Source organism: Xanthomonas sp. JL1 (assembly GCF_038405005.1).
Genome location: NZ_JBBYGR010000018.1, coordinates 1 through 25,809, shown reverse-complemented (window position 1 = coordinate 25,809; position 25,809 = coordinate 1). Strand labels below are relative to the sequence as shown.

General features: G+C 64.9%; 20 protein-coding genes, 2 other RNA genes and 1 pseudogene. 19 read left to right on the top strand and 4 right to left on the bottom strand.

The genetic code is table 11. The annotated features are described in order from the left end of the window. Positions 1–489: 489 nt before the first annotated feature. The 16 genes and pseudogenes from WJW29_RS04580 to WJW29_RS04505 all read left to right on the top strand — a co-directional run bounded on the left by WJW29_RS04580 (position 490) and on the right by WJW29_RS04505 (position 18,595). Positions 490–4,287, top strand: a complete 3,798-nt coding sequence (locus WJW29_RS04580; RefSeq protein WP_011257720.1) for an ESPR-type extended signal peptide-containing protein — start codon at positions 490–492, stop codon at positions 4,285–4,287. 220 nt (positions 4,288–4,507) lie between these two features. After that, a pseudogene (locus tag WJW29_RS04575) lies at positions 4,508–6,389 on the top strand (diffusible signal factor-reguated S8 family serine peptidase). Between the two features lie 129 nt (positions 6,390–6,518). Then, complete coding sequence (gene gspE / locus WJW29_RS04570) at positions 6,519–8,246, top strand: type II secretion system ATPase GspE (RefSeq protein WP_012446069.1); 1,728 nt, start codon at positions 6,519–6,521, stop codon at positions 8,244–8,246. Beyond that, complete coding sequence (locus WJW29_RS04565) at positions 8,243–8,422, top strand: hypothetical protein (protein WP_041181968.1); 180 nt, start codon at positions 8,243–8,245, stop codon at positions 8,420–8,422. Before gspE ends, WJW29_RS04565 begins: the two co-directional genes overlap by 4 nt. Next, positions 8,422–9,639, top strand: coding sequence for a type II secretion system F family protein (locus tag WJW29_RS04560; RefSeq protein ID WP_011257722.1), 1,218 nt, complete (start codon positions 8,422–8,424; stop codon positions 9,637–9,639). Before WJW29_RS04565 ends, WJW29_RS04560 begins: the two co-directional genes overlap by 1 nt. A gap of 267 nt (positions 9,640–9,906) precedes the next feature. Then, complete coding sequence (gene gspG / locus WJW29_RS04555) at positions 9,907–10,338, top strand: type II secretion system major pseudopilin GspG (RefSeq protein WP_011407642.1); 432 nt, start codon at positions 9,907–9,909, stop codon at positions 10,336–10,338. A gap of 9 nt (positions 10,339–10,347) precedes the next feature. After that, positions 10,348–10,857, top strand: a complete 510-nt coding sequence (locus tag WJW29_RS04550) for a GspH/FimT family pseudopilin (protein WP_011257724.1) — start codon at positions 10,348–10,350, stop codon at positions 10,855–10,857. Beyond that, positions 10,854–11,270 carry a prepilin-type N-terminal cleavage/methylation domain-containing protein gene (locus tag WJW29_RS04545; RefSeq protein ID WP_011257725.1) on the top strand — a complete coding sequence of 139 codons (417 nt, stop codon included), beginning with the start codon at positions 10,854–10,856 and terminating at the stop codon, positions 11,268–11,270. The genes WJW29_RS04550 and WJW29_RS04545 overlap by 4 nt, the downstream gene beginning before the upstream one ends. Next, positions 11,267–11,902, top strand: coding sequence for a type II secretion system protein J (locus WJW29_RS04540; RefSeq protein ID WP_011257726.1), 636 nt, complete (start codon positions 11,267–11,269; stop codon positions 11,900–11,902). The genes WJW29_RS04545 and WJW29_RS04540 overlap by 4 nt, the downstream gene beginning before the upstream one ends. Beyond that, positions 11,899–12,750 (top strand): type II secretion system protein GspK, encoded by an 852-nt coding sequence (locus tag WJW29_RS04535; protein WP_011407644.1) that lies wholly within the window; start codon positions 11,899–11,901, stop codon positions 12,748–12,750. The genes WJW29_RS04540 and WJW29_RS04535 overlap by 4 nt, the downstream gene beginning before the upstream one ends. Further along, positions 12,747–13,868, top strand: a complete 1,122-nt coding sequence (locus tag WJW29_RS04530) for a PilN domain-containing protein (RefSeq protein ID WP_011407645.1) — start codon at positions 12,747–12,749, stop codon at positions 13,866–13,868. The genes WJW29_RS04535 and WJW29_RS04530 overlap by 4 nt, the downstream gene beginning before the upstream one ends. Beyond that, positions 13,852–14,505, top strand: a complete 654-nt coding sequence (gene gspM, locus WJW29_RS04525) for a type II secretion system protein GspM (protein WP_011407646.1) — start codon at positions 13,852–13,854, stop codon at positions 14,503–14,505. The genes WJW29_RS04530 and gspM overlap by 17 nt, the downstream gene beginning before the upstream one ends. Continuing rightward, positions 14,495–15,310 (top strand): type II secretion system protein XpsN, encoded by an 816-nt coding sequence (gene xpsN, locus WJW29_RS04520; RefSeq protein WP_011257730.1) that lies wholly within the window; start codon positions 14,495–14,497, stop codon positions 15,308–15,310. The genes gspM and xpsN overlap by 11 nt, the downstream gene beginning before the upstream one ends. Then, a complete protein-coding gene (gene gspD, locus WJW29_RS04515; protein ID WP_011257731.1) occupies positions 15,307–17,619 on the top strand; it encodes a type II secretion system secretin GspD in 2,313 nt (770 codons plus the stop codon). Before xpsN ends, gspD begins: the two co-directional genes overlap by 4 nt. Continuing rightward, positions 17,616–18,455, top strand: coding sequence for a hypothetical protein (locus WJW29_RS04510; RefSeq protein WP_011257732.1), 840 nt, complete (start codon positions 17,616–17,618; stop codon positions 18,453–18,455). The genes gspD and WJW29_RS04510 overlap by 4 nt, the downstream gene beginning before the upstream one ends. Before the next feature lie 60 nt (positions 18,456–18,515). Further along, positions 18,516–18,595: non-coding RNA, sX9 sRNA (locus WJW29_RS04505), on the top strand. A gap of 283 nt (positions 18,596–18,878) precedes the next feature. Here WJW29_RS04505 and WJW29_RS04500 read toward each other — a convergent pair. Together WJW29_RS04500 and pnuC are read right to left on the bottom strand one after the other, a co-directional pair. Next, a complete protein-coding gene (locus WJW29_RS04500) occupies positions 18,879–19,607 on the bottom strand; it encodes a UTRA domain-containing protein (RefSeq protein ID WP_011257733.1) in 729 nt (242 codons plus the stop codon). A gap of 105 nt (positions 19,608–19,712) precedes the next feature. Further along, complete coding sequence (gene pnuC, locus WJW29_RS04495; protein WP_011407648.1) at positions 19,713–20,288, bottom strand: nicotinamide riboside transporter PnuC; 576 nt, start codon at positions 20,286–20,288, stop codon at positions 19,713–19,715. Between the two features lie 114 nt (positions 20,289–20,402). Between pnuC and WJW29_RS04490 the strand changes: the two genes are divergently transcribed. Beyond that, positions 20,403–20,474: non-coding RNA, sX9 sRNA (locus tag WJW29_RS04490), on the top strand. A 189-nt stretch (positions 20,475–20,663) separates the two neighbouring features. Here WJW29_RS04490 and WJW29_RS04485 read toward each other — a convergent pair. Together WJW29_RS04485 and WJW29_RS04480 are read right to left on the bottom strand one after the other, a co-directional pair. After that, positions 20,664–22,826, bottom strand: coding sequence for a TonB-dependent receptor (locus WJW29_RS04485; RefSeq protein WP_011407649.1), 2,163 nt, complete (start codon positions 22,824–22,826; stop codon positions 20,664–20,666). A gap of 35 nt (positions 22,827–22,861) precedes the next feature. Then, on the bottom strand, positions 22,862–24,019 hold the full coding sequence (locus tag WJW29_RS04480) for a phosphotransferase (RefSeq protein WP_011407650.1): 1,158 nt from the start codon (positions 24,017–24,019) through the stop codon (positions 22,862–22,864). A gap of 610 nt (positions 24,020–24,629) precedes the next feature. Between WJW29_RS04480 and WJW29_RS04475 the strand changes: the two genes are divergently transcribed. Together WJW29_RS04475 and WJW29_RS04470 are read left to right on the top strand one after the other, a co-directional pair. Continuing rightward, positions 24,630–25,469 (top strand): glycosyltransferase family 2 protein, encoded by an 840-nt coding sequence (locus tag WJW29_RS04475; RefSeq protein ID WP_011407652.1) that lies wholly within the window; start codon positions 24,630–24,632, stop codon positions 25,467–25,469. 41 nt (positions 25,470–25,510) lie between these two features. Beyond that, positions 25,511–25,809, top strand: a 299-nt coding sequence (locus WJW29_RS04470; RefSeq protein WP_146772679.1) for a helix-turn-helix domain-containing protein, incomplete at its 3' end; no start/stop codon positions are given.

Below are 25,809 nucleotides of genomic sequence, written 5' to 3'. Positions count from 1 at the left end.
TTGGCGCGAGACAGGGCGTGCTCCACGCGATAGATGGCGGTGTGTTACCCGTGCGACACGTTGGCACACAAACAGCCCGCCACCCATGCCTTATTTGCGCAATCAAGTCTGCAGGTGTCCCGTGAACGGGAATTTTTGTCTTTTCCTTTTCTGCCTATTCAGCCCTGAAATGTCTCTACGGACATGGCCTAGGTTGCTGTTTTACAAGGATTTATCAAAAAATCTAATAAAGGCAGCCAGAACTGTGATGAAAAATGCACTTCTCTTTGTTTAATGTCAAAAACTTGACGCCTGAAATGATGGTGGTTAACACTTTGCTCAGCTCTATGGTTGGGTGGCGTTCACTTTTCGACCAACCAAGGAGCAGGCGCAAGCCGTCCCGCCGCAAGGCCCATAGCGCGCATCACCGTGGTGAGTCGCAGGCTGTAAAGCCTTTCGCTGCGTGGTGTTCGCCAAAAATCAGTCCAACAACTCAGGAATCGTGCGCCGATGAATCAGATTTATCGCAAGGTCTGGAACAAATCGCTTGGTGTGTGGGCCGTCGCCTCGGAACTGTCTAGTGGTGACAGCCCCGGAGCCGTTGCGTCAGCCTCGTTCATCGATCGCCGTCATCGCCTGGCACTGACTGCCGCCATCGCTCTGGCGCTGGGTGGCGCCGGATTCGCCACGCCGCTTCCCGCCAATGCGCAATCGGTGGAAGTGGGCCGCGGCGCATCGGCACCGGCCAGCAAGGCCACCGCCATCGGCGCCAATAGCCATGCCAGCGCAACCGGCGCAGTGGCCACCGGCGCCGACAGCAGCGCCAGTGGCGTCAACAGCAGTGCGATTGGCCGCCCGACCAATGCGATCGGCGAAAACGCCCTAGCCATCGGCCACAACAGCTTCGTGCGCCAGAGCGGCGAAAACGGCGTGGCACCTGGTGCCAATGCCGGCGTGAGCGGCGCAAACTCGCGCACCTACGAAGACGACGTGGTGTCCATCGGTAGTGGCAACGGCCGCGGTGGCCCGGCCACGCGCCGCATCACCGATGTCACTGCCGGCGTCAATGCCACCGATGCGGTCAACGTGGCGCAGCTGCGCCACGTGGCCGATGTTGCTGAAAACACCGCGCAGTTCTTCAAGGCGAGCCCGGGCGAAGAGAGCGTAGGCGCCTATGTCGAAGGCGATAGCGCACTGGCTGCAGGCGAGGGCGCCAATGCCGTCGGCACGGCGACCACAGCGTTGGGAACCGGCGCCAATGCGGTGGCCGAGAACGCTACTGCGGTCGGCACCAATGCGCTGGCGTCCGGGCAGAACAGCGCAGCCTTCGGCCATAACGCGCAGGCCAATGGCCCGGCCAGCGTGGCCGTGGGCGGCGCTGCAGTGAATGAAGATGGCGAGCCGTTGATCACCAATGGCGGCGTGCCGGTCACCACCGGCGCTACCAGCGCCGGCGTCGGCGGAACCGCAGTTGGCGCCAGCGCCAAGGCCGATGGCTTTGCGGCATCGTCGTTCGGCGTGGGTGCGTATGCGGCCGGTGCGCAGGCCTCTGCTTTCGGTGCGGTCGCCAATGCGGCGGGCGATTACGCCACTGCGGTTGGCACGCAAACCCGCGCCAGCGGCACCAGCAGCACTGCCGTCGGCGGTCCGGTGGATCTGATTCCTGGTCTGGGCCTCTTCGTGCAGACCCAGGCCAGTGGCGAAGCCTCCACTGCACTTGGCGCCGGCGCGATTGCGTCGGGTACCTACGCCACCGCGGTCGGCACGCTGAGCGAAGCCTCCGGCACCGAAGCCACCGCGGTGGGCTACTTCGCGTATGCGCCGGGCGAAGGCGCAACCGCCGTGGGCCCGCAATCCTTGGCCAGTGGTGAACTGAGCACGGCGCTGGGGTATTTCAGCACCGCACGTGGCGCCAATTCGGTTGCGTTGGGCGCCAACTCGGTCGCCACGCGCGCCAATACCGTGTCGGTCGGCGCAGCCGGTAACGAGCGTCAGATCACCAATGTAGCGGCCGGTACGCAAGGTACCGACGCGGTGAATCTGAATCAGCTCAACGCCGTTGCCGAAACCGCGCAAACCACCGGCAAGTACTTCAAGGCCAGTGGCAGCGCCAAAAAAGATGTCGGTGCCTATGTCGAGGGCGAAAACGCATTGGCTGCAGGCGAGGGCGCCAAGGCCGTCGGTACCGGCACCACCGCGTTGGGTGCGGGCGCGCATGCCGTGGTCCGCAAAGCCACGGCAGTGGGCGTCGGCGCAGTGGCTGACGGCATCGGCGCGGCAGCGCTCGGTAACACCGCGCGGGCACTGGGCGACAACAGCAGCGCGGTCGGCAGCAACGCAGTGGCCAGCGATATCGGCGCCACGGCGAATGGTGCGGGCGCGCAGGCGCTTTCGGCCTACACCATCGCACTCGGCAGCAAAGCGGTCGCGTCCGACCTTCATGCCATTGCTGAGGGTTTCAACAGTACCGCCTCCAATGTCGGCAGTACCGCCTTAGGTGGCTTCAGCCAATCCAACGGTCGCTTGTCGTCGGCGCTGGGCTACAGCGCGGTGGCGTCGAGCGATTACAGCACCGCCGTCGGTTTGGCGGCGCAGGCCTCCGGTGCCAGCGCGGTCGCCATTGGCGAAATCAGCAAAGCCACCGGCGAAGAGAGCGTGGCCGTCGGCGGCAGCGCGTTCTCCGGCTGGATCCCGACACAAGCGTCCGGCAAGGGCGCAGCGGCCTTCGGTGCCGGTGCTTGGGCCACTGCGGACTACACCACCGCCATCGGCCGGGATTCCTATGCCGACGGCGTCAATGCCACTGCGGTGGGCCAGAGCGCAGCCGCGCTAGCCGACAACACGCTGGCCTTGGGTGGCGGTAGCCGCGCCAAGGCGGTGGGCGCCAGTCTGATCGGTGTGGATGCATCGGCCACCGGCATCAACAGCACCGGCGTCGGTCGTCAGGTCAACGTCATCGGCGAAAATGCGGTGTCGGTGGGCTACAACTCGTACGTGCGCCAGAGCGCAGTCAACGGCGTGGCACTGGGTGCCAATGCCGGTGCAACCGGTGCCGATTCGGTGGCATTGGGCTCGGGCTCGAGCACCTACGATGCCGATACGGTGTCGGTGGGCAGCGGCAACGGTCGCGGTGGCCCGGCCACGCGCCGTATCGTCAATGTGGGCGCCGGCGCGGTTGCCAGTGCCAGCACCGATGCGATCAACGGCGGCCAGTTGTTCGAGTCGTTGAGCAATGCAGCCAGCTTCCTCGGCGGCGGTGCGGCGATCGGTGCGCAGGGTGTGTTCGTGGCGCCGACCTATTTGATCCAGGGTGCAAGCTACAACAACGTCGGTGCGGCATTGACTGCGTTGGACAGCAAGGTCACCGAACTGGACGCACGCAGTGGTGGCACTCCCGCCAACACCGCAGCACGCACCGCGTCGCTGCGCACCGCAACAGTACCGGCAATGGCGGCGACTGCGGTCAGCGCTGTGTCCAGCAACGTCGCAAGCACTGCGATCGATGCAACGGCCGGTGTGCAGGGCACACCCACCGCCGCCGTGGTCGGCAGCATCACGCCGGCAGCCACCTCCACGGCGGTCGGTACGGCAGCAGTGGCCAACAACGTCACCGGCACGGCGATTGGTGGCAGCGCGTATGCGCATGGCGCCAACGACACCGCAATCGGCAGCAATGCACGCGTCAATGCCGACGGCAGCACGGCGGTAGGTGCCAATACGCAGATCGCGGCCGTGGCCACCAATGCCGTGGCCATGGGCGATGGCGCGCAAGTGACCGCCGCGTCCGGCACCGCGATCGGCCAGGGCGCACGTGCCACTGCACAAGGTGCTGTCGCACTGGGTCAGGGCTCGGTTGCCGATCGTGCCAATACGGTGTCGGTGGGAAGCGTCGGCGGCGAGCGTCAGGTAGCCAATGTGGCCGCCGGTACGCGTGCCACCGATGCGGTCAACAAGGGCCAGTTGGACAACGGCGTTGCCGCCGCCAATAGCTACACCGACAGCCGCTACAATGCGATGGCAGACAGCTTCGAAAGCTATCAGGGCGATATCGAAGATCGTCTGCGCCGTCAGAACCGGCGTCTGGACCGCCAGGGTGCGATGAGCTCGGCGATGTTGAACATGTCCGCCAGCGTGGCCGGTATCGCTTCGCCGAACCGCATCGGTGCCGGTGTCGGTTTCCAGAACGGCGAATCCGCATTGTCGGTGGGCTACCAGCGCGCCATCAGCCCGCGCGCCACGGTCACCGTGGGCGGCGCGCTCAGTAGTGGCGACAGCTCGATTGGCGTGGGTGCCGGTTTCGGCTGGTAAGCGTAATTGCATCAACGCGGCGGCGCCAGGTGCGCCGTCGCGATGTGTAAAGCCTGAGGGAGCGGGCAAGGACCGTGGCTGGGCCGGCCAACGGATTCGCATGGAGTGATGGCTGTACCAGGGGTGGCCGGCAAGGACGCAGCGCACGGCACCGCGGGACGCAGCGATTGCGCTGGCTGCTCCCAGCCTGATTCACGAAAAATACGAAGACGACTTCACCGTGATCGACAAGAATTTCCGTCTCAACCCGCTGACCGGCGCCATCCTGATGATGGCCTTTGGTGCGTCTGGCGCCCTCGCTGCCGCCCCCAAACTGCTGGTCAAGGAACCGACCCAGGCAGCCCCGGCCGGCGCAGCGTTCGGTAGCCGGTTGATCGTGCGTTACAAGGACAACACCGCTGCTGCAACCGATCGCAGCAGCAAGCTGATCGCCGTGCAGGCCGCGGTGGGCCGCGTTGGTGGCAGCACCAGTGCGCGTAGCAGCGCTGCCGTCGCCAAGGCGATTTACGTGCGTAAGCTGGGCATTGGCTCGGACCTGATCAAGCTGTCCAGCACGCTGACCGCCGCGCAGGTGGACAAGGTGGTGGTTGAGCTGAAGAACGACCCGTCCGTGGCCGACGTGCAGATCGACCGCATGCTGCGCCCGATTGACATCAGCAAGCGCGTTGCCGCCGCCGATGTGAGCCCGCACCTTGTTCCCAACGAACCGTTGTACGCGCAGCACCAGTGGCACCCGAGCAATCCCCACGGCGGCATCAATGCGCCGGGCGCGTGGGATCTGTCGCAGGGCGCCGGCGTGGTGGTGGCGGTGCTGGATACCGACATCCTGCCGGGCCATCCGGATTTCGCCGGCAACATCCTGCAGGGCTATGACTTCATCACCGACGCTGAAGTCTCGCGTCGTCCTACCGATGCGCGCGTGCCGGGCGCACTCGATTACGGCGACTGGCAGGAGGCCGACAACGTGTGCTAAATCGGGTCGACAGCGCAGGCAAGCACCTGCCACGGCACCCATGTCTCTAGCACCGTGGCCGAAGCGACCAATAACGGCTTGGGCATGGCTGGCGTGGCGCCGAAGGCGAGCATCCTGCCGGTGCGCGTGGTTGGCCGTTGCGGCGGTTACAGCTCCGACATCGCCGATGCGATCGTGTGGGCTTCCGGCGGCACCGTTGAAGGCGTGCCGGCCAACACCAACCCTCTGAAGTCATCAACATAAGCCTGGGCGGCGGCGGTCCCTGCGATTCGGCCACCCAGCTGGCGATCAATGGCGCCGTATCGCGTGGCACCACCGTGGTGGTCGCGGCCGGTAACGACGGCGACGACGCAGCCAACCACTCGCCGGCCAGCTGCAATAACACCATCACCGTTGGCGCCACGCGCATCACCGGCGGCGTCACCTATTACTCCAACTACGGCAGCAAGGTCGACCTGTCCGGCCCGGGCGGCGGTGGTAGCGTGGATGGCAATCCGGGCGGTTACATCTGGCAGGCCGGCTACACCGGTGCCACCCGCCGACCTCGGATCGCTATCCCTATATAGCTTTAGGCGGCACCTCGATGGCCTCCCCGCACGTGGCTGGCGTCGTGGCGTTGGTGCAGAGCGCGGCGATCGGTCTGGGCAAAGGCCCGCTGACCCCGGCTGCGGTCGAAGCGCTGCTCAAGAAGACCAGCCGTCGCTTCCCGGTGACCCCGCCGGCCAGCACCCCGATCGGTAGCGGCATCGTCGATGCCAAGGCCGCGTTGAAAGCGGTGTTGGAAGAGCCGTGCGACCCGGCCACCCAGAGCTGCGCACCGAGCGCTATCGAACTGACCAACAAGGCACCGGTGGCTGGACTGAGCGGCGCCGCCGGCAGCTCCACGCTGTACCGCTTCGACGCCAAGGCCGGTGCTTTGCTCAGCTTCATCACCTACGGCGGCACCGGCGATGTGTCGATGTACGTCAGCTTTGGGGCCGAGCCCAGCACGACCAGCTACGACGCCAAGTCGACCCGCCCGGGCAACAGCGAAACCGTGCGTTTCACTGCACCCAAGGCTGGCACATACTACATCAAGTTGGTCTGTGCGGCGAGCTACGCGAAGCTGACGCTCGTTGCACGACAGTAAGTAGCGAAATAGTGTGGCCGATGCCCCCTGCCAATCACCGGGGGCATTGCTTTTCAAGGCGATTCAGATGCGTGCGGTTGATCGTCCCGGCAAACTGCTACAGTCGGCGCCGGACCAGTGGAGACGAGTGTGAACGCGGTTGCCGTCGATCCTATCGAGCATCGAAATGCGGAAATGCGCATCGTCGATGCGCTGCTTGAACGCCGTCGTCTGAAAGACACCGATCTGCTGCGGGCGCGCCAATTGCAGACCGAATCCGGCATGGGCTTGCTCACCTTGCTCGGCCGCCTGGGTCTGGTGTCCGAACGCGATCATGCAGAAACGTGCGCCGAGGTGCTCGGCCTGCCGTTGGTGGATGTACGCCAGCTTGGCGACACCCCGCCGGAAATGCTGTCTGAAGTGCAGAGTCTGTCGCTGCGCTTTCTCAAACAATTTCATCTCTGCCCGGTTGGCGAACGCGCTGGCCGGCTGGAGCTGTGGATCGCCGATCCCTACGACGATTACGCCATCGATGCAGTGCGTCTTGCCACGGGCTGCACGCTGCTGTTGCAGGTTGGCTTGCGCTCGGAAATCGACGATCTGATCGAGCGCTGGTACGGCCAGGGCCGTAGTGCGATGGGCACCATCGTCGAAACCGCCGATGGCGATGCCAACAGCAGCGACGACATCGAAGCGCTGCGCGATCTGGCCTCCGAAGCCCCAGTGATCCGGCTGGTGAATCTGGTGATCCAGCACGCGGTGGAACTGCGTGCCTCCGACATCCATATCGAGCCGTTCGAAAGCCGGCTCAAGGTGCGTTACCGCGTCGACGGCGTGCTGGTGGAAGGCGAAAGCCCGCCGGCCAAGCTCACTGCCGCAGTGATCAGCCGCATCAAGATCATGGCCAAGCTCAATATCGCCGAACGCCGCCTGCCGCAGGACGGCCGCATCATGTTGCGCGTGCAGGGCAAGGAGCTGGATCTGCGCGTCAGCACCGTGCCCACCGCGCATGGCGAAAGCGTGGTGATGCGTCTGCTCGATCGCGAAACGGTGGTGTTCGACTTCTACAAGCTCGGCTTTACCGAAGCGTTTTTGCCGCAGTTCCGCAAGGTGCTGGAACAACCGCACGGCATCATGCTGGTCACCGGTCCCACCGGTTCGGGCAAGACTACCACGCTGTACACCGCGTTGAGCCAGCTCAACACCTCCGACGTAAAAATCATCACCGTCGAAGACCCGGTGGAATACCAGATCGAAGGCATCAACCAGATCCAGGCCAAGCCGCAGATCGGGCTGGATTTCGCCAACGCCCTACGCAGCATCGTGCGTCAGGATCCGGACATCATCATGATCGGCGAAATGCGCGATCTGGAAACCGCGCGCATCGCGATCCAGTCCGCGCTCACCGGCCATTTGGTGCTGTCCACGCTGCACACCAATAACGCAGCCGGCGGCATCACCCGTCTGCTCGACATGGGCGTGGAGGATTACCTGCTCACCTCCACCATTAACGGCATCCTGGCGCAACGGCTGGTGCGCAAACTCGATCTGGCCAATGCCGAACGCTACGCCGCATCGCCCGAAGAGATCGAACGCTTCAATCTGCGCCGTCTGCAGCCCGAGGGCGAGATTTTCCTGTATCGGCCGCGTCCCTCGGCCACCGCACCCACCGGTTATCTGGGCCGCACCACCATCGTCGAATTCCTGGTGATGAACGACGAATTGCGCCGCGCGGTGATGCGCCGCGCCGGCATGGGCGAGATCGAACAACTGGCCCGCCAGGCCGGCATGCGCACCATGTACGAGGATGGCTTGTCCAAGGCCTTGCGTGGCGAAACCACCATCGAAGAAGTCCTGCGCGTCACGGAGGATGCGTGATCGGTAAGCTGGCAGGAACGCGCTTTGCAGGCACCGGACCAACGACCCGCCAGCACATCAATCCGCCGGCTTCGCTGTGCGTGGACAGCGATGCGTGCGCGATGTCGGCAGTGCGCTGCGATGCGCTGTTGCCCATTCCCAAGTCCCGATTCCCGATTCCCGGCCCCACCGTCTGATGCCTCTCTACCGCTACAAAGCCCTGGACGCGCACGGCGAAATGCTCGACGGCCAGATGGAAGCGGCCAGCGACGCCGAGGTGGCGTTGCGTCTGCAGGAACAGGGCCATCTGCCGGTGGAAACGCGCCTGGCCACCGGCGAAAACGATTCGCCATCGCTGCGCATGTTGTTGCGCAAGAAGCCGTTCGATAACGCGGCACTGGTGCAATTTACCCAGCAACTGGCGACGTTGATCGGGGCCGGGCAGCCGCTGGATCGCGCGCTGTCGATTCTGATGGATCTGCCCGAAGACGAAAAAAGCCGGCGGGTGATCGGCGATGTGCGCGATACCGTGCGCGGCGGTGCGCCATTGTCGTCCGCACTCGAGCGCCAGCACGGGCTGTTTTCCAAGCTGTACATCAACATGGTGCGCGCGGGCGAAGCCGGCGGCAGCATGCAGGACACGCTGCAACGGCTGGCCGATTATCTGGAGCGCAGCCGTGCGCTCCGGGGCAAGGTGATCAACGCGTTGATCTACCCGGCGATCCTGCTCGCGGTGGTGGGCTGCGCGCTGCTGTTCCTGCTCGGTTATGTGGTGCCGCAATTTGCGCAGATGTACGAAAGCCTGGATGTGGCACTGCCGTGGTTTACCCAGGCGGTGTTGAGCGTTGGCCTGCTGGTGCGCGACTGGTGGCTGGTGCTGATCGTGGTGCCGGGCGTACTGGGGCTGTGGCTGGATCGCAAGCGTCGCAATGCCGCATTCCGTGCGTCGCTGGACGAATGGCTGCTGCGCCAGAAAGTGGTCGGCAGCCTCATCGCGCGGCTGGAAACCGCACGCCTGACACGCACGTTGGGCACCTTGCTGCGCAATGGCGTGCCGCTGCTGGCGGCGATCGGCATCGCGCGTAATGTGATGTCCAATCTGGCGTTGGTGGAGGATGTCGCTAACGCGGCCGACGACGTCAAGAACGGCCATGGCCTGTCGATGTCGCTGGCACGCGGCAAGCGCTTTCCGCGACTGGCGCTGCAGATGATTCAGGTGGGCGAAGAATCCGGCGCACTGGATACGATGCTGCTCAAGACCGCCGACACCTTCGAGCTGGAAACCGCGCAGGCCATCGACCGCGCACTGGCTGCGCTGGTGCCGTTCATCACGCTGGTGCTGGCCTCGGTGGTGGGGCTTGTCATCATTTCAGTACTCGTCCCGCTGTATGACCTCACCAATGCAATCGGCTGAGAGCGGAGGTCACTGCACCGGTGCAGCCATCAGGCGAACGCAGCCGGCGCTCGGAATCGGCCTGGACCGCTCGTACACTGCATCTCCTGCGCGCGCGCCGGGCCCAACGGCCAAGCGCGCGCGGCGCTGTGCCAGTCGTCTTGACCGGGCAGCGTATTCACCACAACGTTCCGGTGACCGCACGACACCCATGCGGGAACCATTGCAATGGTCGCCGTGTCATTTGTTGGCGGCGGCATCCTTCATCGACGTGCAAGGAAATCGTTCATGATCAAGCGTTCCATTACCCGCAGTCCGTCGCGCGCAGGCCAGGCCGGCATGAGCTTGCTGGAAATCATCATCGTCATCGTGCTGATCGGTGCGGTCCTCACGCTGGTCGGCAGTCGCGTGCTCGGCGGCGCCGATCGCGGCAAGGCCAATTTGGCCAAGTCGCAGATCCAGACCCTGGCCGGCAAGATCGAGAATTTTCAGCTCGATACCGGCAAGTTGCCGAGCAAGCTCGATGACCTGGTCACCCAGCCCGGCGACAGCAGCGGTTGGTTGGGGCCTTACGCCAAGCCGGCCGAACTCAACGACCCATGGGGCCACGCCATCGAATACCGCGTGCCCGGCGACGGTCAGCCGTTCGACCTGATGAGCCTGGGCAAGGACGGCAAGCCCGGTGGCAGCAGTTACGACGCAGACATCAAGTACCAATAAGCTCTCGTCATGCGCGTTGCGTGTCAGCCGTTGTTTCATCCGCATGGAGGGGGCGGCCCTGGTCGGGCACGCACGCGTGGCACCTCGTTGCTGGAGATGCTGCTGGTCATCGCGTTGATCGCAATGGCCGGCGTGCTCGCCGCTGCGGCACTGAACGGCGGCATCGACGGCATGCGCCTGCGCACCGCCGGCAAGGCGATCGCCTCGCAACTGCGCTATACGCGCACCCAGGCGATTGCCACCGGCACGCCGCAGCGGTTCTTGATCGACCCGCAGCAGCGTCGCTGGGAAGCACCCGGCGGCCATCATGGCGATCTGCCGCCGTCGCTGGAGATCCGGTTCACTGGCGCGCGCCAGGTGCAGTCGCGGCAGGATCAGGGCGCGATCCAGTTTTTCCCGGATGGCGCATCTACCGGCGGGCGCATCGATTTGCAGGTCAAGGACGCCAGATGGCGTGTCGACGTGGGCTGGATCACCGGCGAGGTGCGTTCGGGCCCCTTGCGGACGCCATCGCCATGAAGTGTCAGCGCGGTTACACCTTGATCGAAGTGATCGTCGCCTTTGCGTTGTTGGCCTTGGCATTGAGCCTGTTGCTGGGGTCGTTGTCCGGCGCCGCACGCCAGGTGCGCGCAGCCGATGAAAGCACGCGCGCCACGTTGCACGCGCAATCGCTGCTGGCGGTGCAAGGCATCGAAAAGCCGCTGGAGCCCGCGCAGCAACAAGGCACCTTCGAGAACGGCCACTTTCGCTGGTCGATGGATGTGCGCCCTTACGACGAACCGCGGCGCAACCTGCAGGCGCCGCTATCGCCCGGCGCGCATCGTCTGCTGCAACTGACCTTGGTCGTGCGTTGGGGCGAGCAGCCCAATCAGATGCTGCAATGGCGCACCTTGCGGCTGGTGGCCGCCAGCGCGCAGGGCAACCCGTCATGAGCCGTTCGCGCAGCGCGGGCTTCACCTTGATCGAAGTGTTGCTGGCCACGATGTTGTTGGTCGGTGGGCTGGCGTTGGCGTTTGCCACCTTGCGCTCGGCCAGTGCGGTGAGTCAGCGCGGCGAAGCGATCGCACAACGCAGCGAGCGGGTGCGTGCGGTGGAAGAATTCCTGCGGCAGCGCTTGGCTGCGGCATTGCCGATCGCCATGGGCATCGATACGCAAAGCCAGCAGCCGATCCTGTTCATCGGCGAGCCGCAGCGCCTGCGCTTTGCCGCAGACGTACCGGATTATCTTGGCCGCGGCGGGCCGTATCTGCACGACCTGTCGGTGGCCGGCGATGGCGATCAGCGCAACCTGCTGATTGCGTTGACCATGCTGCAATCCGGCAAGACGATCGAAGAGAGTAGCCCGCTGCCGCCGGAAAAACTTGCCGAAGGCGTGCAACAGGTGAATTTCCGTTATCGCGGTATGGATCCCCAAACCAGCCGGCTGAGCGCGTGGCTGCCGCAGTGGGAATGGCACGACCGCTTGCCGTTGATGGTGCGCATCGAGATCCGCAGTGACGATGCCGCATGGCCGCCGATGGTGGTGGCGTTGCCGCAATCCAGCAACCCGGGGGCCGGGCAATGAGCCGCGCGCGCGGTGCCGCGCTGGTGCTGGTGTTGTGGTTGATCGCGTTGCTCACCGCGATGATCGGTGCGTTCGCGCTCACTGCACGCGTGGAAGCACTGCAGGGCAGCATGCTGCGCAACGGCGCGCAGGCGCAGGAATACGCGCGCGCTGGCCTGGAATACGCATTGTTTCGCTTGCAAGACGCCGACACCCAGGCACGCTGGCGTCCAGACGGCCGGCGCTATCGCTGGCAAATGGACGATGCCAGCGTGGAGATTCGTATCACCGATGAAAGCGGCAAGGTGGATCTGAACATGGCCGAGCCCGGCTTGCTGGCCGGTCTGGTGCGCGCGGTCGGTGGCGACCAGTCCAGCGCCACCCGGATTGCCGGTGCCATTGTCGATTGGCGCGATACCGATTCATTGAGCCAGCCCGGCGGTGGCGCAGAAGATCGCGATTACGCCGATGCCGGTCTGCCGTATGGCGCAAAAGACAGCCCATTCGAAACGCTGGGCGAACTGCGCCTGGTGCTGGGCATCGATGGCGAGCTGTATCGCAAGCTGTTGCCCAACGTCACGCTGTACAGCGGTCGTTCGCGGCCTGAAGCGCGTTTTGCGCCGGCCCCGGTGCTCACCGCGATGGGGCTGGACGCGCAGCAACTGCTGGCCCAGCGTGACGCGCCGCTGGGTTTGCCGGGCAGCGACGCGACGATCGGTGGCTCGGGCACTTATAGTATCGAGAGCCGGGCGCGACTGAGTCAGGGACGCGAGGCTGTGTTGCGGGCGTTGGTGTCGACCGGCGCGTCCGCATTACCAGGGTCGGCCTATACCGTGTTGCGTTGGGAAGAGGGAGCAGCAGTGCAATGACCGCATGGCGGGATACCTTGGGTCGTATCGGCGTACGCGCCATGCCGGGAGCCGGAGGGTTCTGGCGTTGGTGGCAACAATCGCTGCTGGCCTGGCTGCCGCAGCGGTGGCAATGGCAATTGGGTTTGTCGCAGGCACGCCTGTTGTTGCAACAGGACGGCGACGCGCTGCAGTTGCTGCGCCAGCGCGACCATAGCTGCGACAGCGTCGCCAGTCTGCCGTGGCCGGTCCATCCGCAGGAAGTGAATAGCTTGCTGCCGACTGCGCTGGAAAGCCTGCCGCGGCATTGGCTGTTGCCGGCCGCGCACGCGCTGCGCCGGCCATTGCGCCTGCCTGCCGCGGCCGCGGCGCGGTTGCAGGATGTGGCGCGTTTCGAGATCGATCGGCAAACCCCGTTCACCGCCGACCAGGTGTATTTCGATGCGCGCGTGCTTGACGTGCGCGAAGACGGCCAGTTCGATGCCGAACTGGTGGTGGTGCCGCGGCGCATGATCGATGGCCCGGCCGGTGTGCCGGACGCATGGAACAGCGCGCTGTCGGGCATCGATGTCACCGATGCGAAAGGCCTGCCACTTGGTGTGAACCTGCTGCCGCCGGCACGCCGCCTGCGCCGCAGCGACCCGATGCAGCGCTGGAATCTGCTGCTTGCCGCTTCAGCGCTGGTCTTGCTGGCGGTGGCCGGCTGGCTGCTGCTCGACAATCGCCGCCAGGCCGCCGACGATCTGCGCGCCAAGGTGCAGGCCAACGCCGCGCGCGCGCGCCAGGTCGCTGCCGAACGCCAGCAATTGATGGATCTGGTTGAAGGCGCGCGGTTCTTCCAGCAACAACGCGCGACCCGCCCGACCTCGGTGGAGATCTGGGACGAACTGAGCCGGCGTTTGCCCGGTGGCACCTATCTGGAAAAATTTTCAGTCGAAGGCGGGCAATTGCAGTTGATCGGATTGAGCAATGAAGCTTCTTCGCTGGTGCGTCGTCTGGAAGGCTCGCCGCTGTGGCGCACGCCATCGCTGACCGGCGTGCTGCAGAGCGATGCCGGCCGTAACGTCGACCGCTTCACCATCACCGCCGAACTTGCCGGCCCCGATGCGAAGGAGGCGGCCGATGCCACGCAGCGTTAAGCGCGATCGCTGGATCGCTTTGGGCCTGCTGTTGCTGGTGCTCGGCGTGGCCTACCTGGTGCTGGTGCACCCGTGGTTCACGCAACCGATGATTGCGGTGCAGGACGACCTGCAAGCGCTACGCGAGCGCGAACTGCGCGTGCGTGTGCAGCTGCAGCAGGCAACGGAAGTCAGCAAGCGGCTGCGGCAGGCGCGTCAGACGCTGGAAAGCCGCCCAGGCTTTTTGCCGGAAACCTCGGCCGAACTCGCCTCCGCTGGGCTGGTGCAGCGCCTCGAGCGCGCGGTTGTGGAAGCCAGCCCCGGTAACCGCAGTTGCGCCATCAGCAACCGTTCGCCGCTGCAGCCCGAGAGCAAGAACCGCTTCACCCGCGTGGCGGTGCAAGTGCGTTTGCGCTGCGGCACGCCAGAACTGGCTTCGGTGCTGTACAGCCTGGAAAACGGCACGCCGCGGTTGTTCGTGGACAACCTCAACGTGATGGCGCAGCGCTACCAGCTCTCGCCGAACGAAAGCGGCAATGGTCTGGATATTGCCTTCGAACTGGCCGGTTATCTGCGCCCGGGCGCCAGCGCCGCACCGCTGAATAACGAAACCGCACCTGCCGCTCCCAACGCCGCGGAGGCCAGCAATGCGCCTTGACATGATCGGCCTGCGCACCTGGTTGCTGGCCACCGTGGTCGGGTGGGCGATGCTGGTGTGCGCGCTGGCCGTTGCCGGCCTGGGCAAGCGCGTCGAGCTGCTGCCCGACGACCCGGCCTTGGTGCAGCGCCTGCCCACGTTACCGGCACCGGCACCGGAGCGCCTGGGCGCGTTCGAAAAATATTCGGAAATCGCCGCGCATCCGGCGTTCGCCGAAGACCGCCTGCCGCATCCGTTCTTCCTGTCCGGCAACGACGGCAGCGGCGCTGCTTCGACAGTGCGCCTGACCGGCGTGCTGCTGACCGATACCTTCAAGATGGCGACGTTGAGCCTGGACCCACAGGATTCGGTGCGCGTGCAACTGGGCGGTGATGCGGTCAAAGGCTGGCGCCTGCTCGCCTTGCAGCCGCGTAGCGCCACCATCGAAGGCCCCAGCGGCACGCAAACGCTGGAATTGCACGTGTTCAACGGCCAGGGCGGGCAGCCGCCCACTGCCAATGCCGCCGCACGTGGTGCCGGTACTGCGACTGCGCCGGTGCCGTCTCCCGACGCTGCGGCAGTTGCCGTGCCGCCGCCGCAACAGCAACAACCGCAACCGCAACCGCAACCGCAATCCGTGCCGCCGGTGCAACAGCCCGGCTGGCAGGCACTGCCAACCGTGCAGCCGCAGCGTAGCGATGGCGCGCAGGAAGCTCCACGCCCCTCCGACGATCAGATGCGTGCCATCCGCGAACGCATCGAAGCCCGACGCCGCCAGCTGCAACAGCAGCGCCAGAGCGGCTCTCCCCCCGGTCAGACCCAATGAGTGAACGCATGACGCCGCGCCTGTTTCCCGTATCCCTGCTGATTGGCCTGCTGGCCGGTTGCGCCACCACTCCGCCGCCGGACGTGCGCCGCGACGCGCGCTTGGATCCGAACGTCGGCGCTGCCGGCGCCACTCAAACCACCGCCGAGCAGAGTGCCGACGGTAAGGCCAGCGCCAAGCCCAGCCCGGTGATCCGGCGCGGCAGCGGCACCATGATCAACCAGAGCGCCGCGTCCGCGCCGGCGCCCACGCTGGGCATGGCCAGCAGCGGCAGCGCTACCTTCAATTTCGAAGGCGAATCGGTGCAGGCCGTGGTCAAGGCCATCCTGGGCGACATGCTTGGTCAGAACTACGTCATCGCGCCCGGCGTGCAGGGCACCGTGACCCTGGCCACGCCCAATCCGGTCTCGCCCGCGCAGGCGCTGAACCTGCTGGAGATGGTGCTGGGCTGGAACAATGCCCGCATGGTGTTCAGCGGTGGCCGCTACAACATCGTGCCGGCCGACCAGGCATTGGCCGGCACCGTCGCGCCCAGCACCGCCTCGCCCTCGGCCGCGCGCGGTTTCGAGGTACGCGTGGTGCCGCTGAAGTACATCTCGGCCAGCGAAATGAAGAAGGTGCTCGAGCCCTATGCGCGCCCGAATGCCATCGTCGGTACCGACCCGGCGCGCAACGTGATCACCCTGGGCGGTACCCGCGCCGAGCTGGAAAACTACCTGCGCACCGTGCAGATCTTCGACGTGGACTGGTTGTCGGGCATGTCGGTGGGCGTGTTCCCGATCCAGTCCGGCAAGGCCGAAAAGGTCAGCGCCGATCTGGAGAAGGTATTCGGCGAGCAGAGCAAGACCCCCAGCGCCGGCATGTTCCGCTTCATGCCGCTGGAAAACGCCAATGCCTTGCTGGTGATTACTCCGCAGCCGCGCTACCTGGACCAGATCCAGCAGTGGCTGGACCGTATCGACAGTGCCGGCGGCGGGGTACGGCTGTTTTCGTACGAGTTGAAGTACATCAAGGCCAAGGACCTGGCGGATCGTCTGTCGGAAGTGTTCGGCGGCCACAGCAGCGGCGGCGATTCCAATGCATCGCTGGTGCCAGGGTCGGAAACCAGCGTGCTTGGCGGCGCGCTCGGCAATCGCGACAGCAGCATGGGTGGCAGCTCCGGCATGACCGGCGGCAGCATCGGCGACAGCGGCGATGGCAGCTCGTCGGGCAGCAGCTTCGGCAGCAGTGGAGGTGGCAGCAGCAGTGGTGGTCTGGGTAACGGCAGCCTGCAGCTGTCGCCGCGCAGCAATGGCAACGGCGCGGTGACGCTGGATGTGGCCGGCGACAAGGTGGGTGTATCGGCGGTGGCCGAGACCAATACCTTGCTGGTGCGCTCCACGCCGCAGGCCTGGAGCTCGATCCGCGATGTCATCGAAAAGCTCGACGTGATGCCGATGCAGGTGCATATCGAAGCGCAGGTGGCCGAGGTGAATTTGACTGGCAAGCTGCAGTATGGTGTGAATTGGTACTTCGAGAACTCGGTGAATGCTGCAGCGGATTCGGCCGCCAATAGCACCGGCATTGGCGCTGGTGCCGGCTTGGCAAGCGCAGCAGGGAGAAACATTTGGGGAGATATCGCTGGGAAAATCACCGGTGAAAAAGGCGCTCAGTGGACGTTCTTGGGCAAGAATGCGGCCTCGATCATCCATGCACTTGATGAGGTGACTAATGTGCGTCTTCTGCAAACGCCTTCTGTTTTTGTACGCAACAACGCCGAGGCAACGCTGAATGTTGGCTCACGTATTGCGATCAATTCGACGTCTATCAATACCGGTCTCGGAAGCGACAGCAGCTTTTCCTCGGTGCAGTACATCGACACTGGCGTAATCCTGAAAGTGCGTCCGCGTGTGACCAAGGACGGCATGGTGTTCTTGGATATCGTGCAGGAAGTCAGTAGTCCTGGTGATCGTCCCGCTGCCTGTACTTCGGCTACTGCGACGGTCAATGCCGCCGCTTGTAACGTTGATATCAATACGCGCCGTGTAAAGACGGAAGCTGCCGTGCAGAGCGGCGATACGATCATGTTGGCCGGTCTGATCGACGATACGACCAGTGATGGCAGTAACGGAATTCCCTTCCTGAGCAAGCTACCGGTTGTTGGCGCGCTGTTTGGATCCAAGAGCCGTAACAGCGCCCGCCGCGAAGTCATCGTGCTGATCACTCCCTCGATCGTGCGCAACCCGCAGGAAGCGCGCAATCTCACCGACGAATATGGTCAGAAATTCAAGGCCATGGAGCCGCTGAAGCCCAGCCAGAAACCGCAATGAGTGCAGCGCTGCCGGTCGTGTTGGTGCCGGTCGGCACCGACGAGGAGGCGTTGGATGCATGTCTGGGGGCGTTGGATGCCGCCACACCCGCAGGCACGCGGGTATGGCTGGCCGACGATGCGCAAGCTGGCCCGCGTGGGCGCGCAGTAATCGAGCATTGGCTGGTGCGCACGCAATTGCAGGCGCATCACACCCGTCGCCAGCGCATGCTGGGCGAGGTCGCGCATCTGGACGAAATGCTCATCGCTTGCGGCGATGCCGACGTGGTGGTGCTCGGAGTGGATGCCCGCCCGTTGCCTGGGTGGTTGCAGCAACTGACCGCATGTTTCGCACGCGACGCCGCGATTGCCACCGCCACGCCTTGGAGCAATGTGGGCGAAGCCTGCAGCTGGCCGCGGCTGGGCGAACTCAACCCCATGCCGGATGCAACGGAGCGGCTTGCCGCTGCCTGTGCCGCAATGCCGCCGCTGCATCCGGAACTTCCATCGGCGATCGGGCACGCGGTGCTGTTGCGTGGCGCTGCACGGCGCAAGGCCGGCGGCCTGGATGCCAGCAGCTATGGTTCGTGGTACGCCGCGCTGGTGGATTTGAGTCTGCGCATGGGCGGGCTGGGCTGGCGCAATGTGTTGTGCGGTACCGCTTTCGTCGCCTCGCCACACGAGGGCCGCCCGGCCGATGGCGACATGGATGCCTTGGCTACCCGCTGGCCGGCCTGGCATGCCCGTTTGGCCAACTTCCTGATGCACGACCCGCTGCGTGCGCAGCGCGATCAGCTGACCCACTTACTGGCCGACCTGCCGCCACCGGATCCGCAACGCGCGTTGTTCGACGCGTAGAGCAGCTGACAACGCAATTTCGCGCACAGCCAGATGTTTGCGCCCGGTGCGTTGTGCGGCGTACACCACTCGTCCACTGCGGTTTCCCGTGCGCCGGCTACGGCCACCTGACGGCTGCCCGCCACGTCTTGTTGTTAGCGGCTCTTGGTCGTCTCGCGACCGTGCTTCGCAGGGTCCTCGGATCGACACAGTGATGCACTTGATCAAGCGACCGAAACACCACCGCACAGTCGGCATCCGTGTGCAGCCGCTGCCAGCCACTGCAGGTGCCACCTGTGCGCTCTGCTCCGAGCACACCACCCGCATCCATCGCGACAGTTGCAATGAGTCTGTAATGAGGCGCCGCACCCGCAACCAAGATGACGGCGAGGCATGCTCTTAATCGATTCCCGATTCCCGATTCCCGATTCCCGATTCCCGTCGCTACAGCGCCGACCGCGTCGGTGCCTCTGTCCGCACCACCACATCCACTGCGTCATGACGCCAGGATTCGATATCCAGTTCCACCGCGCGGCCATCTTCGGCAAAGCTGATCCGCTGCAGACGGAAGCACGGCGTGCCGGGAGCGGACTGCAGCAGCATCGCCTGTGCTGCGTCCAAACCGGCCGGGTGCATCGACAGTTGCGCGCGGCTGAGAAACAGGCCGAGTTGCTGGTTGAACACCGTCGACAGCGACCCGGCCAGATCGTGTTCGAGCAGGCCCGGCGCCCAGGCCGCGAGCACCACATTGGTTTCCAGCAGCACGGCGCGACGATCGATCCAACGCCGACGTTGCAGCACGAAAACCTCGTCGTACGGGCTATCCAATCGCAATGCCGCAGCGTAGGCAGCGCCCGCGACCTGTCTGGTAGCGCTCAATAATTCGGTGCGCGGCTTGCGCCCTTGCGCGGCCACGTACTGCATGAAACCGGCGATGCTGGTGGGGTCGTAGCGCACGCGCGACGCGCTGACGAACCAGCCGCGACGATTCTCGCGGTAGATGCGGCCTTCGGCTTCAAGTTGTTGCAAGGCTTCGCGCAGCGTGATGCGGGTGCAGCCGAACCGCTCGGCCAATGCGCGTTCCACCGGCAAGCGTTGATCCTGACCCCATTCGCCTGCTGCAATCTGTGCGGAGATCGCTTCGGTGATGGTGTGCTGGCGCGACACGCTCATGCGGCGAACCGTTGATGGAAGGCGCGGGATCTAGGCAATGCCATGAGGTGGAAGGCGTGCATGTTGCGATGGTAAAGAAGAACGCGTGCACAAAACGCGCCTGGCTCAGCGTGCGCTAGCCAGGTTCGGGTTCTGTTGGGTTTTCCAGCTGCGCCAGCCGTACACCGCAAGCGCCACGAAGCCGGCGTAGAGCGCGGCAGTAGGGTGCAGCCCCTTGCTGATGAAGACGCCGACATAAACGCAGTCGAGTACGATCCACAACACCCAGTTGGCGATACGCTTGCGTGCTGCCCACAGGCTGGCCACCAGGCTGAAACTGGCAAGCGCCGCATCCAGCCACGGCAGCGCCGCATCGGTGCGGTAATGCATGTAGGCGCCGAGTGACGCAGCGAACGCGGCGCCGATGCACAGCGAGAGCCAGCATTCCATCACCGGCATCGGCAGCGGGCGGATGCGCGTGTCTGCAGGGCTTCCGCGTTGCCAGTGCCACCATCCGTAGAGCTGGGTCAGCACATAGACCCCTTGCAGCAGCATGTCCGAGTACAGCTTCCACTGATAGAACAGCCACGCGTACAACGCCACCGCCACGATGCCCACCGGCCAGCACCAGCGAATGCGCCGCGCGGTCAGCCACACGCCCAGCAGGTTGATCGCGACGGCGATGGATTCGAGCAGCGACATACGGGATCTGGTGCGGTGTGGATTATGGTGGAGATGCGTAAGACAACTTAGGGCGGCTAACAAAACCACTGCGCAGTCGCCATGCAGGGGCGTCCAGTGCGCGGTGTGGCGTACATCTCGCAAAAACTCCGGTTCCGCAGCGCCGTTCATACCCGCCTGACGAATGCTTGCTAGGTCCTGGTAGCCGCCCTTCGAACCCGGATGCTGCGTGCAGCAAACGCACGGCGCGCAACATGCCAGCAAGGCAGGTGACAAGCCGCTGATCACAGCATCTTGCGGATGCGTCGGCGGCCGACGCTGCCAAGCAGCGCATCACTTGCGCGTTCTTCCCGCGCAGGCACGGGAAGGCATGTAGCGAGTGCATGCCATGGCGATCTAGAAATCCACCTGCACGGTCAGCCGCGCAGTGCGCGGCGCACCGGGGAACAGATACGCATCGCCCTGATATTCGCCGGAATCGCGCCAATAGCGCTTATCGAACACGTTGTCCACGTTCAAACGCCAGGTGGTCGCCAGCCCGCCCAGCGCCGTGGCGTAGCGCGCACCCAGATTGGCCACGGCGTAGGCCGGCACGCTGGCGTTGCCGAGGCGGTCGGCGAACTTGCGCCCGCTGTATTGCACGCCGGCCAGCAGCGCCAGTCCATCGACGCCGGGCACGCTGTAATCGGCCTGCACGCTGGCGCGCAGCTTGGGCACGTTGATCGCCTGATGGCCCTCATACTCGGCAATGTCGGTGTCTTCTGCACGCGCGCGGATTGCTGCGATGCTGGCGAACAGACGCAGCTGCCGGGTCGCTGCACCGTCGGCAGACAGCTCCAGGCCGCGGTTGTGCAGGCGGCCCTGCTGCACATAGAGCAGACCGCCATCGGCCTGCGGTTGGGTGAACTGATAGGCCTGACGGATGTCGAACAATGCCGCGCCCAGGCGCAGGCTCTGCAGGTCGATCTTTGCGCCGGTTTCCAGCTGATATGCATTGGTGGGCGGCAGGATCTCGTCGGCGTTATCGGCAAACCACGGCGCCGTGCCGCCGGCCGCCAGGCTCTTGGCGTAGCTGGCATACAGCGACACGTTCTGCTGCGGCTTGAACAGCAGCGCCGCCTGCGGCAGCACCGTGTCTTTGCGCATGCGTCGTTCCAGCAGGCCGTCGCGATCGAAGCTGCGTTCGTCCAGTTGCACGTAGCGCCCGCCAAGCGACAGTTCCCATTGCGCACCCAGGCCGATGCGGTCGGCCAACACGAGCGCGCGCTGGCGGCTATCCAGTCGGCGCTGCTTTGGGGCCAGCGGCACATCGGTCTGCGCAAACACCTCCGGGTCGCGGTCGATGCTGCCGCTGCCGACGAATGCGTTGACTGAGCCAAAACGGTCGATGGTGCGGCGCAACCATTCGCCGCCGACGCTCAGGCGATGTTCCAGCGCGCCGGTAGCGACACGGCCTTCCAGCGTGGCACGCAGTTGATTGTGCACGCGGGTGTCGTCGGGGCTGCGGTAATCGTAGACGTCGTACTCGCCCTGCGCGCTGAAGAAGTTCGGCGTGGCGAAGTCGGCGCAGCTTGCCGCGCCATAACAGCCCCAGGCGAACGCAGAGAAGTCGTTGATCGTCGAGCGGCTGCGCGATGCGTCGGCAGTGGCGCGCCAGTCGTCGTTGAACTGGTAGGCGTACCGGAACTGCGCGTTGAGCGAATCCATTTCCACCGGACGTGCCCACGGCTGGTAGCCGAGCAGGCGATGCACATCGATATCACGCGGCACCTGCGTGCCACCCAGCAGTTGATAGCCCGGCACCGAGCGCTGTTGCCGATGCTGATATTCCACGTCCAGCTGCAACAGCGCTTGCGGGGTGATCTTCCAGTCGCCGGCCAGCGACAGGAAATTGCGGTAGCCGTCGGCATGATCGACATCGCTGTCGATGTCTTCGCGTGCGGCGTTGATGCGCACGCCCAGCGTGCGTTCGGCACCGAACCAGTCGCCCAGATCGGCGGCGAGATAGCGTGAGCCTTGTTCGTCGGTGCCCAGGGTCACGCTGCGCACGTGCTCGGGCCGCTTGGTGCGGTAGTCGATCAGCCCGGCCGGTTCGTTGACGCCCGACTGCAACCCGGCCAGACCCTTGAGGAGTTGCACCTGCTGTTTGTTTTCCAACGCGATCGATTGTTCGCCCACCGCGCTCATGCCGTTGATACGGTAGCTGTTGGCGGCATTGAGCGAATAGCCGCGCACCACGAAGTTTTCGTAATAGCCAATGGGCGCATACGCATCGCCAGCGGAAGCATCGGCACGCAGGACTTCACTGAGCACGCGTGCCTGACGATCGAGCAATTGCTGACGATCGATGAGCGCGATCGACGCGGGTGCGTCCAGCAGCCGGGTTGCGCCGAATCCGCTCAATGCCGTGCTGGTCTCGACGCGCTCGCCACGCACGTTGACCGCATCCAGTTCGACGGCATTGGCGTCGGGTTGCTGCTGCGCCAGTGCAGGGGTGCAGCACAACGCCAATACCAGCGCGAGCGGGCAGCGGGAGAGCAGGGGGAAGGTCGCAGACATTGACAACGCTCGACAGGAAAGAGAAATGAGGGCGCTCACGGCAGCCGGCGCGCACGCGCGTGCAGATGCTCAAGCAGGTGCTGGCCATCGGCGCTGGTAAACCAGTCCGCATGGCCGAGCAAATAGCGGTGATAGGCGATGTCGGCGTTGGTGGGCGAACGTGTGATGCCGGCGAAATATTCGATTTCGCTCAAGGCGAAGTCGGCATGCACGATCGGCAGCAGTGCGGCCAGGCGGCGCAACTGGTTGGCATCCAGTGGACGATGCTGCGCATAGCCATCCAGTAGCGCGTCGAGCTGTGCCAGTTCGGCCTGCGCGCGTGCGCCGGTGTCCAGGCGCAGCCAGGGGATGAGGTTGCGCTCGATGGCGGTCGCCAGATCGAACAGTGCGCTGCTGCAATCGCTCAACCCGAAATCGAAGATGGCGCTGACGCGGGTGTGCCCGTCGTCGGTGTCCCACAGCAGGTTGGACGCGTGCCAATCGCCATGCGTCCACAGCGGCGGTAGCGCGCCCGGCGCAGACAGCAGCGGCCACGCGCGCGCATGCCAGGGCAGCAGATGGGTGGCGAGATCGTGTTGCCAGGGGCGGTATTGCAAGGCGGCTGCCAGGTGCGGCCGCGTTGGCAATGCATCGTGCAACGCCTGCAGCGGGTCCGCCTGCGCAAACAGCCGCAGGTTGGCGACCAGCACGCTGGTGGAGCGCACCGGCGCATCGAAGCCCTGGGCGGCGCTGTGCAGTTGCGCCAACGCAGCGCCGGCCGCCCGCGCATGTGCCACGTCGGTGAACGGTGTCCACGACAATGCATCGCGGTAGAGGTCGCGCCCGGCGCCGACGCGCTGCACTTCGTACACCCACTCGTCGTACGTCAGTGCGGTGCAGCCCTGGGCGTCGTGCAGCACCTCCGCCACTGGCGCGCCGGCCCAGCGCAGATGGGCAATAAAGTTGTGTTCCTCGCGCAGCGCGGCGACGCTGCGCACGCTGCGATGGTGGCGTTTGACGATGACCGGGCCGCTTTCAGCGTCCACGCAAGCTGCTGCCGAGAACGGGCGCGCGCTCTGCCATCGCACCGCAATGAGCCGGCCTGCGGCTGCACACCCATGCAGCACGCGATGGATTTCATCGGTGGTGAGCACCGGCCAGTCCGGCAGCGCCAGTTCCAGGCTCATGCCATGCACCTGATGCGGCACGTTCATGGCCTGATTCCTGACAGACCCACGGATCGCTCTGCCCCGGTGAGTGGTATAGACCAATGGAAAGGGGGCGAAGCGGCGGACCCGGCACTCGCGCCGGCAATGACAAGAACGGCGCTGCCAGGCCGTCGTCGCATCGCATCCGCCATCAGGCAGCGGCGATGCAGGGAATGAAAAGGCAGCGCGAAACCGAAAGATCGCTAGCCGTCATCTCAACAATCAGGTGTGGGAGTGCACCAAAAGCGATTGGCAAAACAACTGGCGATCAGATGGGTGTGGGCGGTGTGCTCTGAAGCGGATGTACGCGCGTTACATGCATCGAGTGCCGCCCGCGCCCGCCTGGTGGCTGCGCAGTCGTTTTGCAGGTCGCTCAAAATGTCGTAAACGGAGACCGCACGGCGGCTCCCGACGCGCAGTATGCGCTTTGCCAGCATGGGTCGCCATGCCGCCAAGCGCATACGGCGCGAGTGACTGCCTGCAAGCAGGAGCGTGGCGCAATGTCCAGCCCGCCCGGGAATATCAACGCAATGCAGCCGCGACAACGCCTGATGCGTAGCTTGCAGCTGCGAACTTGAGATGGCGCTGCGCCGCTCCGGCACCGGATAATGGGCGGATGACTGCCGTCCAGATCGCCGCCGTCGTTGTCACCTATCAGAGCAGCAGCACCATCGATGCCTGCCTGTCGCGATTGCGCGCGGCCGAGGGCATCAGCGAGATCCGGGTGGTCGACAACGCTTCCAGCGACGACACCCTGGAAGTCGTGCAGCGTCATGCCCTGGCCGATGCGCGGCTGCATTTCATCGCCAACCCCGATAACCCCGGTTTCGCCACTGCGTGCAATCAGGGCGCGCGCGACTCGCAGGCGCCCTGGCTGGTCTTTATCAACCCCGACTTGATGGTCGCGCGCGACACCTTGCTGCAGCTATGCGACCGCGCAGCGGGGCATCCGGCGGTACTGCTGGGAGTGGAGCAGGTGGATGAGCAAGGGCGTCCGGATATGGCTGTGCGCCGCCGCGACCCGGATTTTGCGGCGATGCTGCGCGCGCCGCGTGCTGCCGCCAATCTGACGGTGCCGGCCGACCCGTCGCGGGCCCTGCAGCCGGTAGACGCCATCTCCGGCGCGTTGATGCTCATGCAGCGCAGCCTGTTCGACCGGCTGGACGGCTGGGACGGCAGTTATCGCCTGCATGCCGAAGACCTCGACCTGTGCCGGCGTGCCCGCCAGGCCGGTGCCCTGGTTGCGGTGGCCAACGATCTGCAGGTAGTGCATGTGCGCGGCGTCTCCAGCCGCGCGCGGCCATTTTTCGTGGAGTGGCACAAACATCGTGGATTGTGGCGCTATTTCCGCAAGTTCGAAGCTCGCCACCGCGGCTTGATGACGCAGCTCGGCGTCTGGCTTGCGATCTGGACCCATGCGGCTGCGCAGGTGCCGCGTTTGTTGCAGAAGAAGTGACTTTCTGTGCGTTACTCATAAGTCAGTAAATTAGGGAGCAAATGCCGGTGTCTGCTGTCCAACCATCCATGAAGAAGAGAGACGGACGTTTGGTATCGCGGGCAGTGCTGGAAGAAATGCGCCTGATGGCGTTGCAACGGATGGGCGAAGGCGAATCGCCGGCCGAAGTGGCCTCGTCGTTCGGGCTGCATCGCGGCTGGGCGTACAAAGTGCTGGCGCGAGCACAGGAGGGCGGCGCTGGCGCATTGATGACGCGTAAAGGCAGCGGTCGCCCGCGGACGTTGACGCCGGCGCAGGAGCGCCAGGTGTTCGGCTGGGTCAATGGCAAGAACCCTCGCCA

What these genes read in the sequence shown, in the direction of transcription:
- WJW29_RS04580 (WP_011257720.1), top strand. Translation starts at nt 490, where the DNA reads ATGAATCAGATTTATCGCAAGGTCTGGAACAAATCGCTTGGTGTGTGG.
- WJW29_RS04560 (WP_011257722.1), top strand. Translation starts at nt 8,422, where the DNA reads ATGCCTCTCTACCGCTACAAAGCCCTGGACGCGCACGGCGAAATGCTC.
- gspG (WP_011407642.1), top strand. Translation starts at nt 9,907, where the DNA reads ATGATCAAGCGTTCCATTACCCGCAGTCCGTCGCGCGCAGGCCAGGCC.
- WJW29_RS04550 (WP_011257724.1), top strand. Translation starts at nt 10,348, where the DNA reads ATGCGCGTTGCGTGTCAGCCGTTGTTTCATCCGCATGGAGGGGGCGGC.
- WJW29_RS04545 (WP_011257725.1), top strand. Translation starts at nt 10,854, where the DNA reads ATGAAGTGTCAGCGCGGTTACACCTTGATCGAAGTGATCGTCGCCTTT.
- WJW29_RS04540 (WP_011257726.1), top strand. Translation starts at nt 11,267, where the DNA reads ATGAGCCGTTCGCGCAGCGCGGGCTTCACCTTGATCGAAGTGTTGCTG.
- WJW29_RS04535 (WP_011407644.1), top strand. Translation starts at nt 11,899, where the DNA reads ATGAGCCGCGCGCGCGGTGCCGCGCTGGTGCTGGTGTTGTGGTTGATC.
- WJW29_RS04530 (WP_011407645.1), top strand. Translation starts at nt 12,747, where the DNA reads ATGACCGCATGGCGGGATACCTTGGGTCGTATCGGCGTACGCGCCATG.
- gspM (WP_011407646.1), top strand. Translation starts at nt 13,852, where the DNA reads ATGCCACGCAGCGTTAAGCGCGATCGCTGGATCGCTTTGGGCCTGCTG.
- xpsN (WP_011257730.1), top strand. Translation starts at nt 14,495, where the DNA reads ATGCGCCTTGACATGATCGGCCTGCGCACCTGGTTGCTGGCCACCGTG.
- gspD (WP_011257731.1), top strand. Translation starts at nt 15,307, where the DNA reads ATGAGTGAACGCATGACGCCGCGCCTGTTTCCCGTATCCCTGCTGATT.
- WJW29_RS04510 (WP_011257732.1), top strand. Translation starts at nt 17,616, where the DNA reads ATGAGTGCAGCGCTGCCGGTCGTGTTGGTGCCGGTCGGCACCGACGAG.
- WJW29_RS04500 (WP_011257733.1), bottom strand. Translation starts at nt 19,607, where the DNA reads ATGAGCGTGTCGCGCCAGCACACCATCACCGAAGCGATCTCCGCACAG.
- pnuC (WP_011407648.1), bottom strand. Translation starts at nt 20,288, where the DNA reads ATGTCGCTGCTCGAATCCATCGCCGTCGCGATCAACCTGCTGGGCGTG.
- WJW29_RS04485 (WP_011407649.1), bottom strand. Translation starts at nt 22,826, where the DNA reads ATGTCTGCGACCTTCCCCCTGCTCTCCCGCTGCCCGCTCGCGCTGGTA.
- WJW29_RS04480 (WP_011407650.1), bottom strand. Translation starts at nt 24,019, where the DNA reads ATGAACGTGCCGCATCAGGTGCATGGCATGAGCCTGGAACTGGCGCTG.
- WJW29_RS04475 (WP_011407652.1), top strand. Translation starts at nt 24,630, where the DNA reads ATGACTGCCGTCCAGATCGCCGCCGTCGTTGTCACCTATCAGAGCAGC.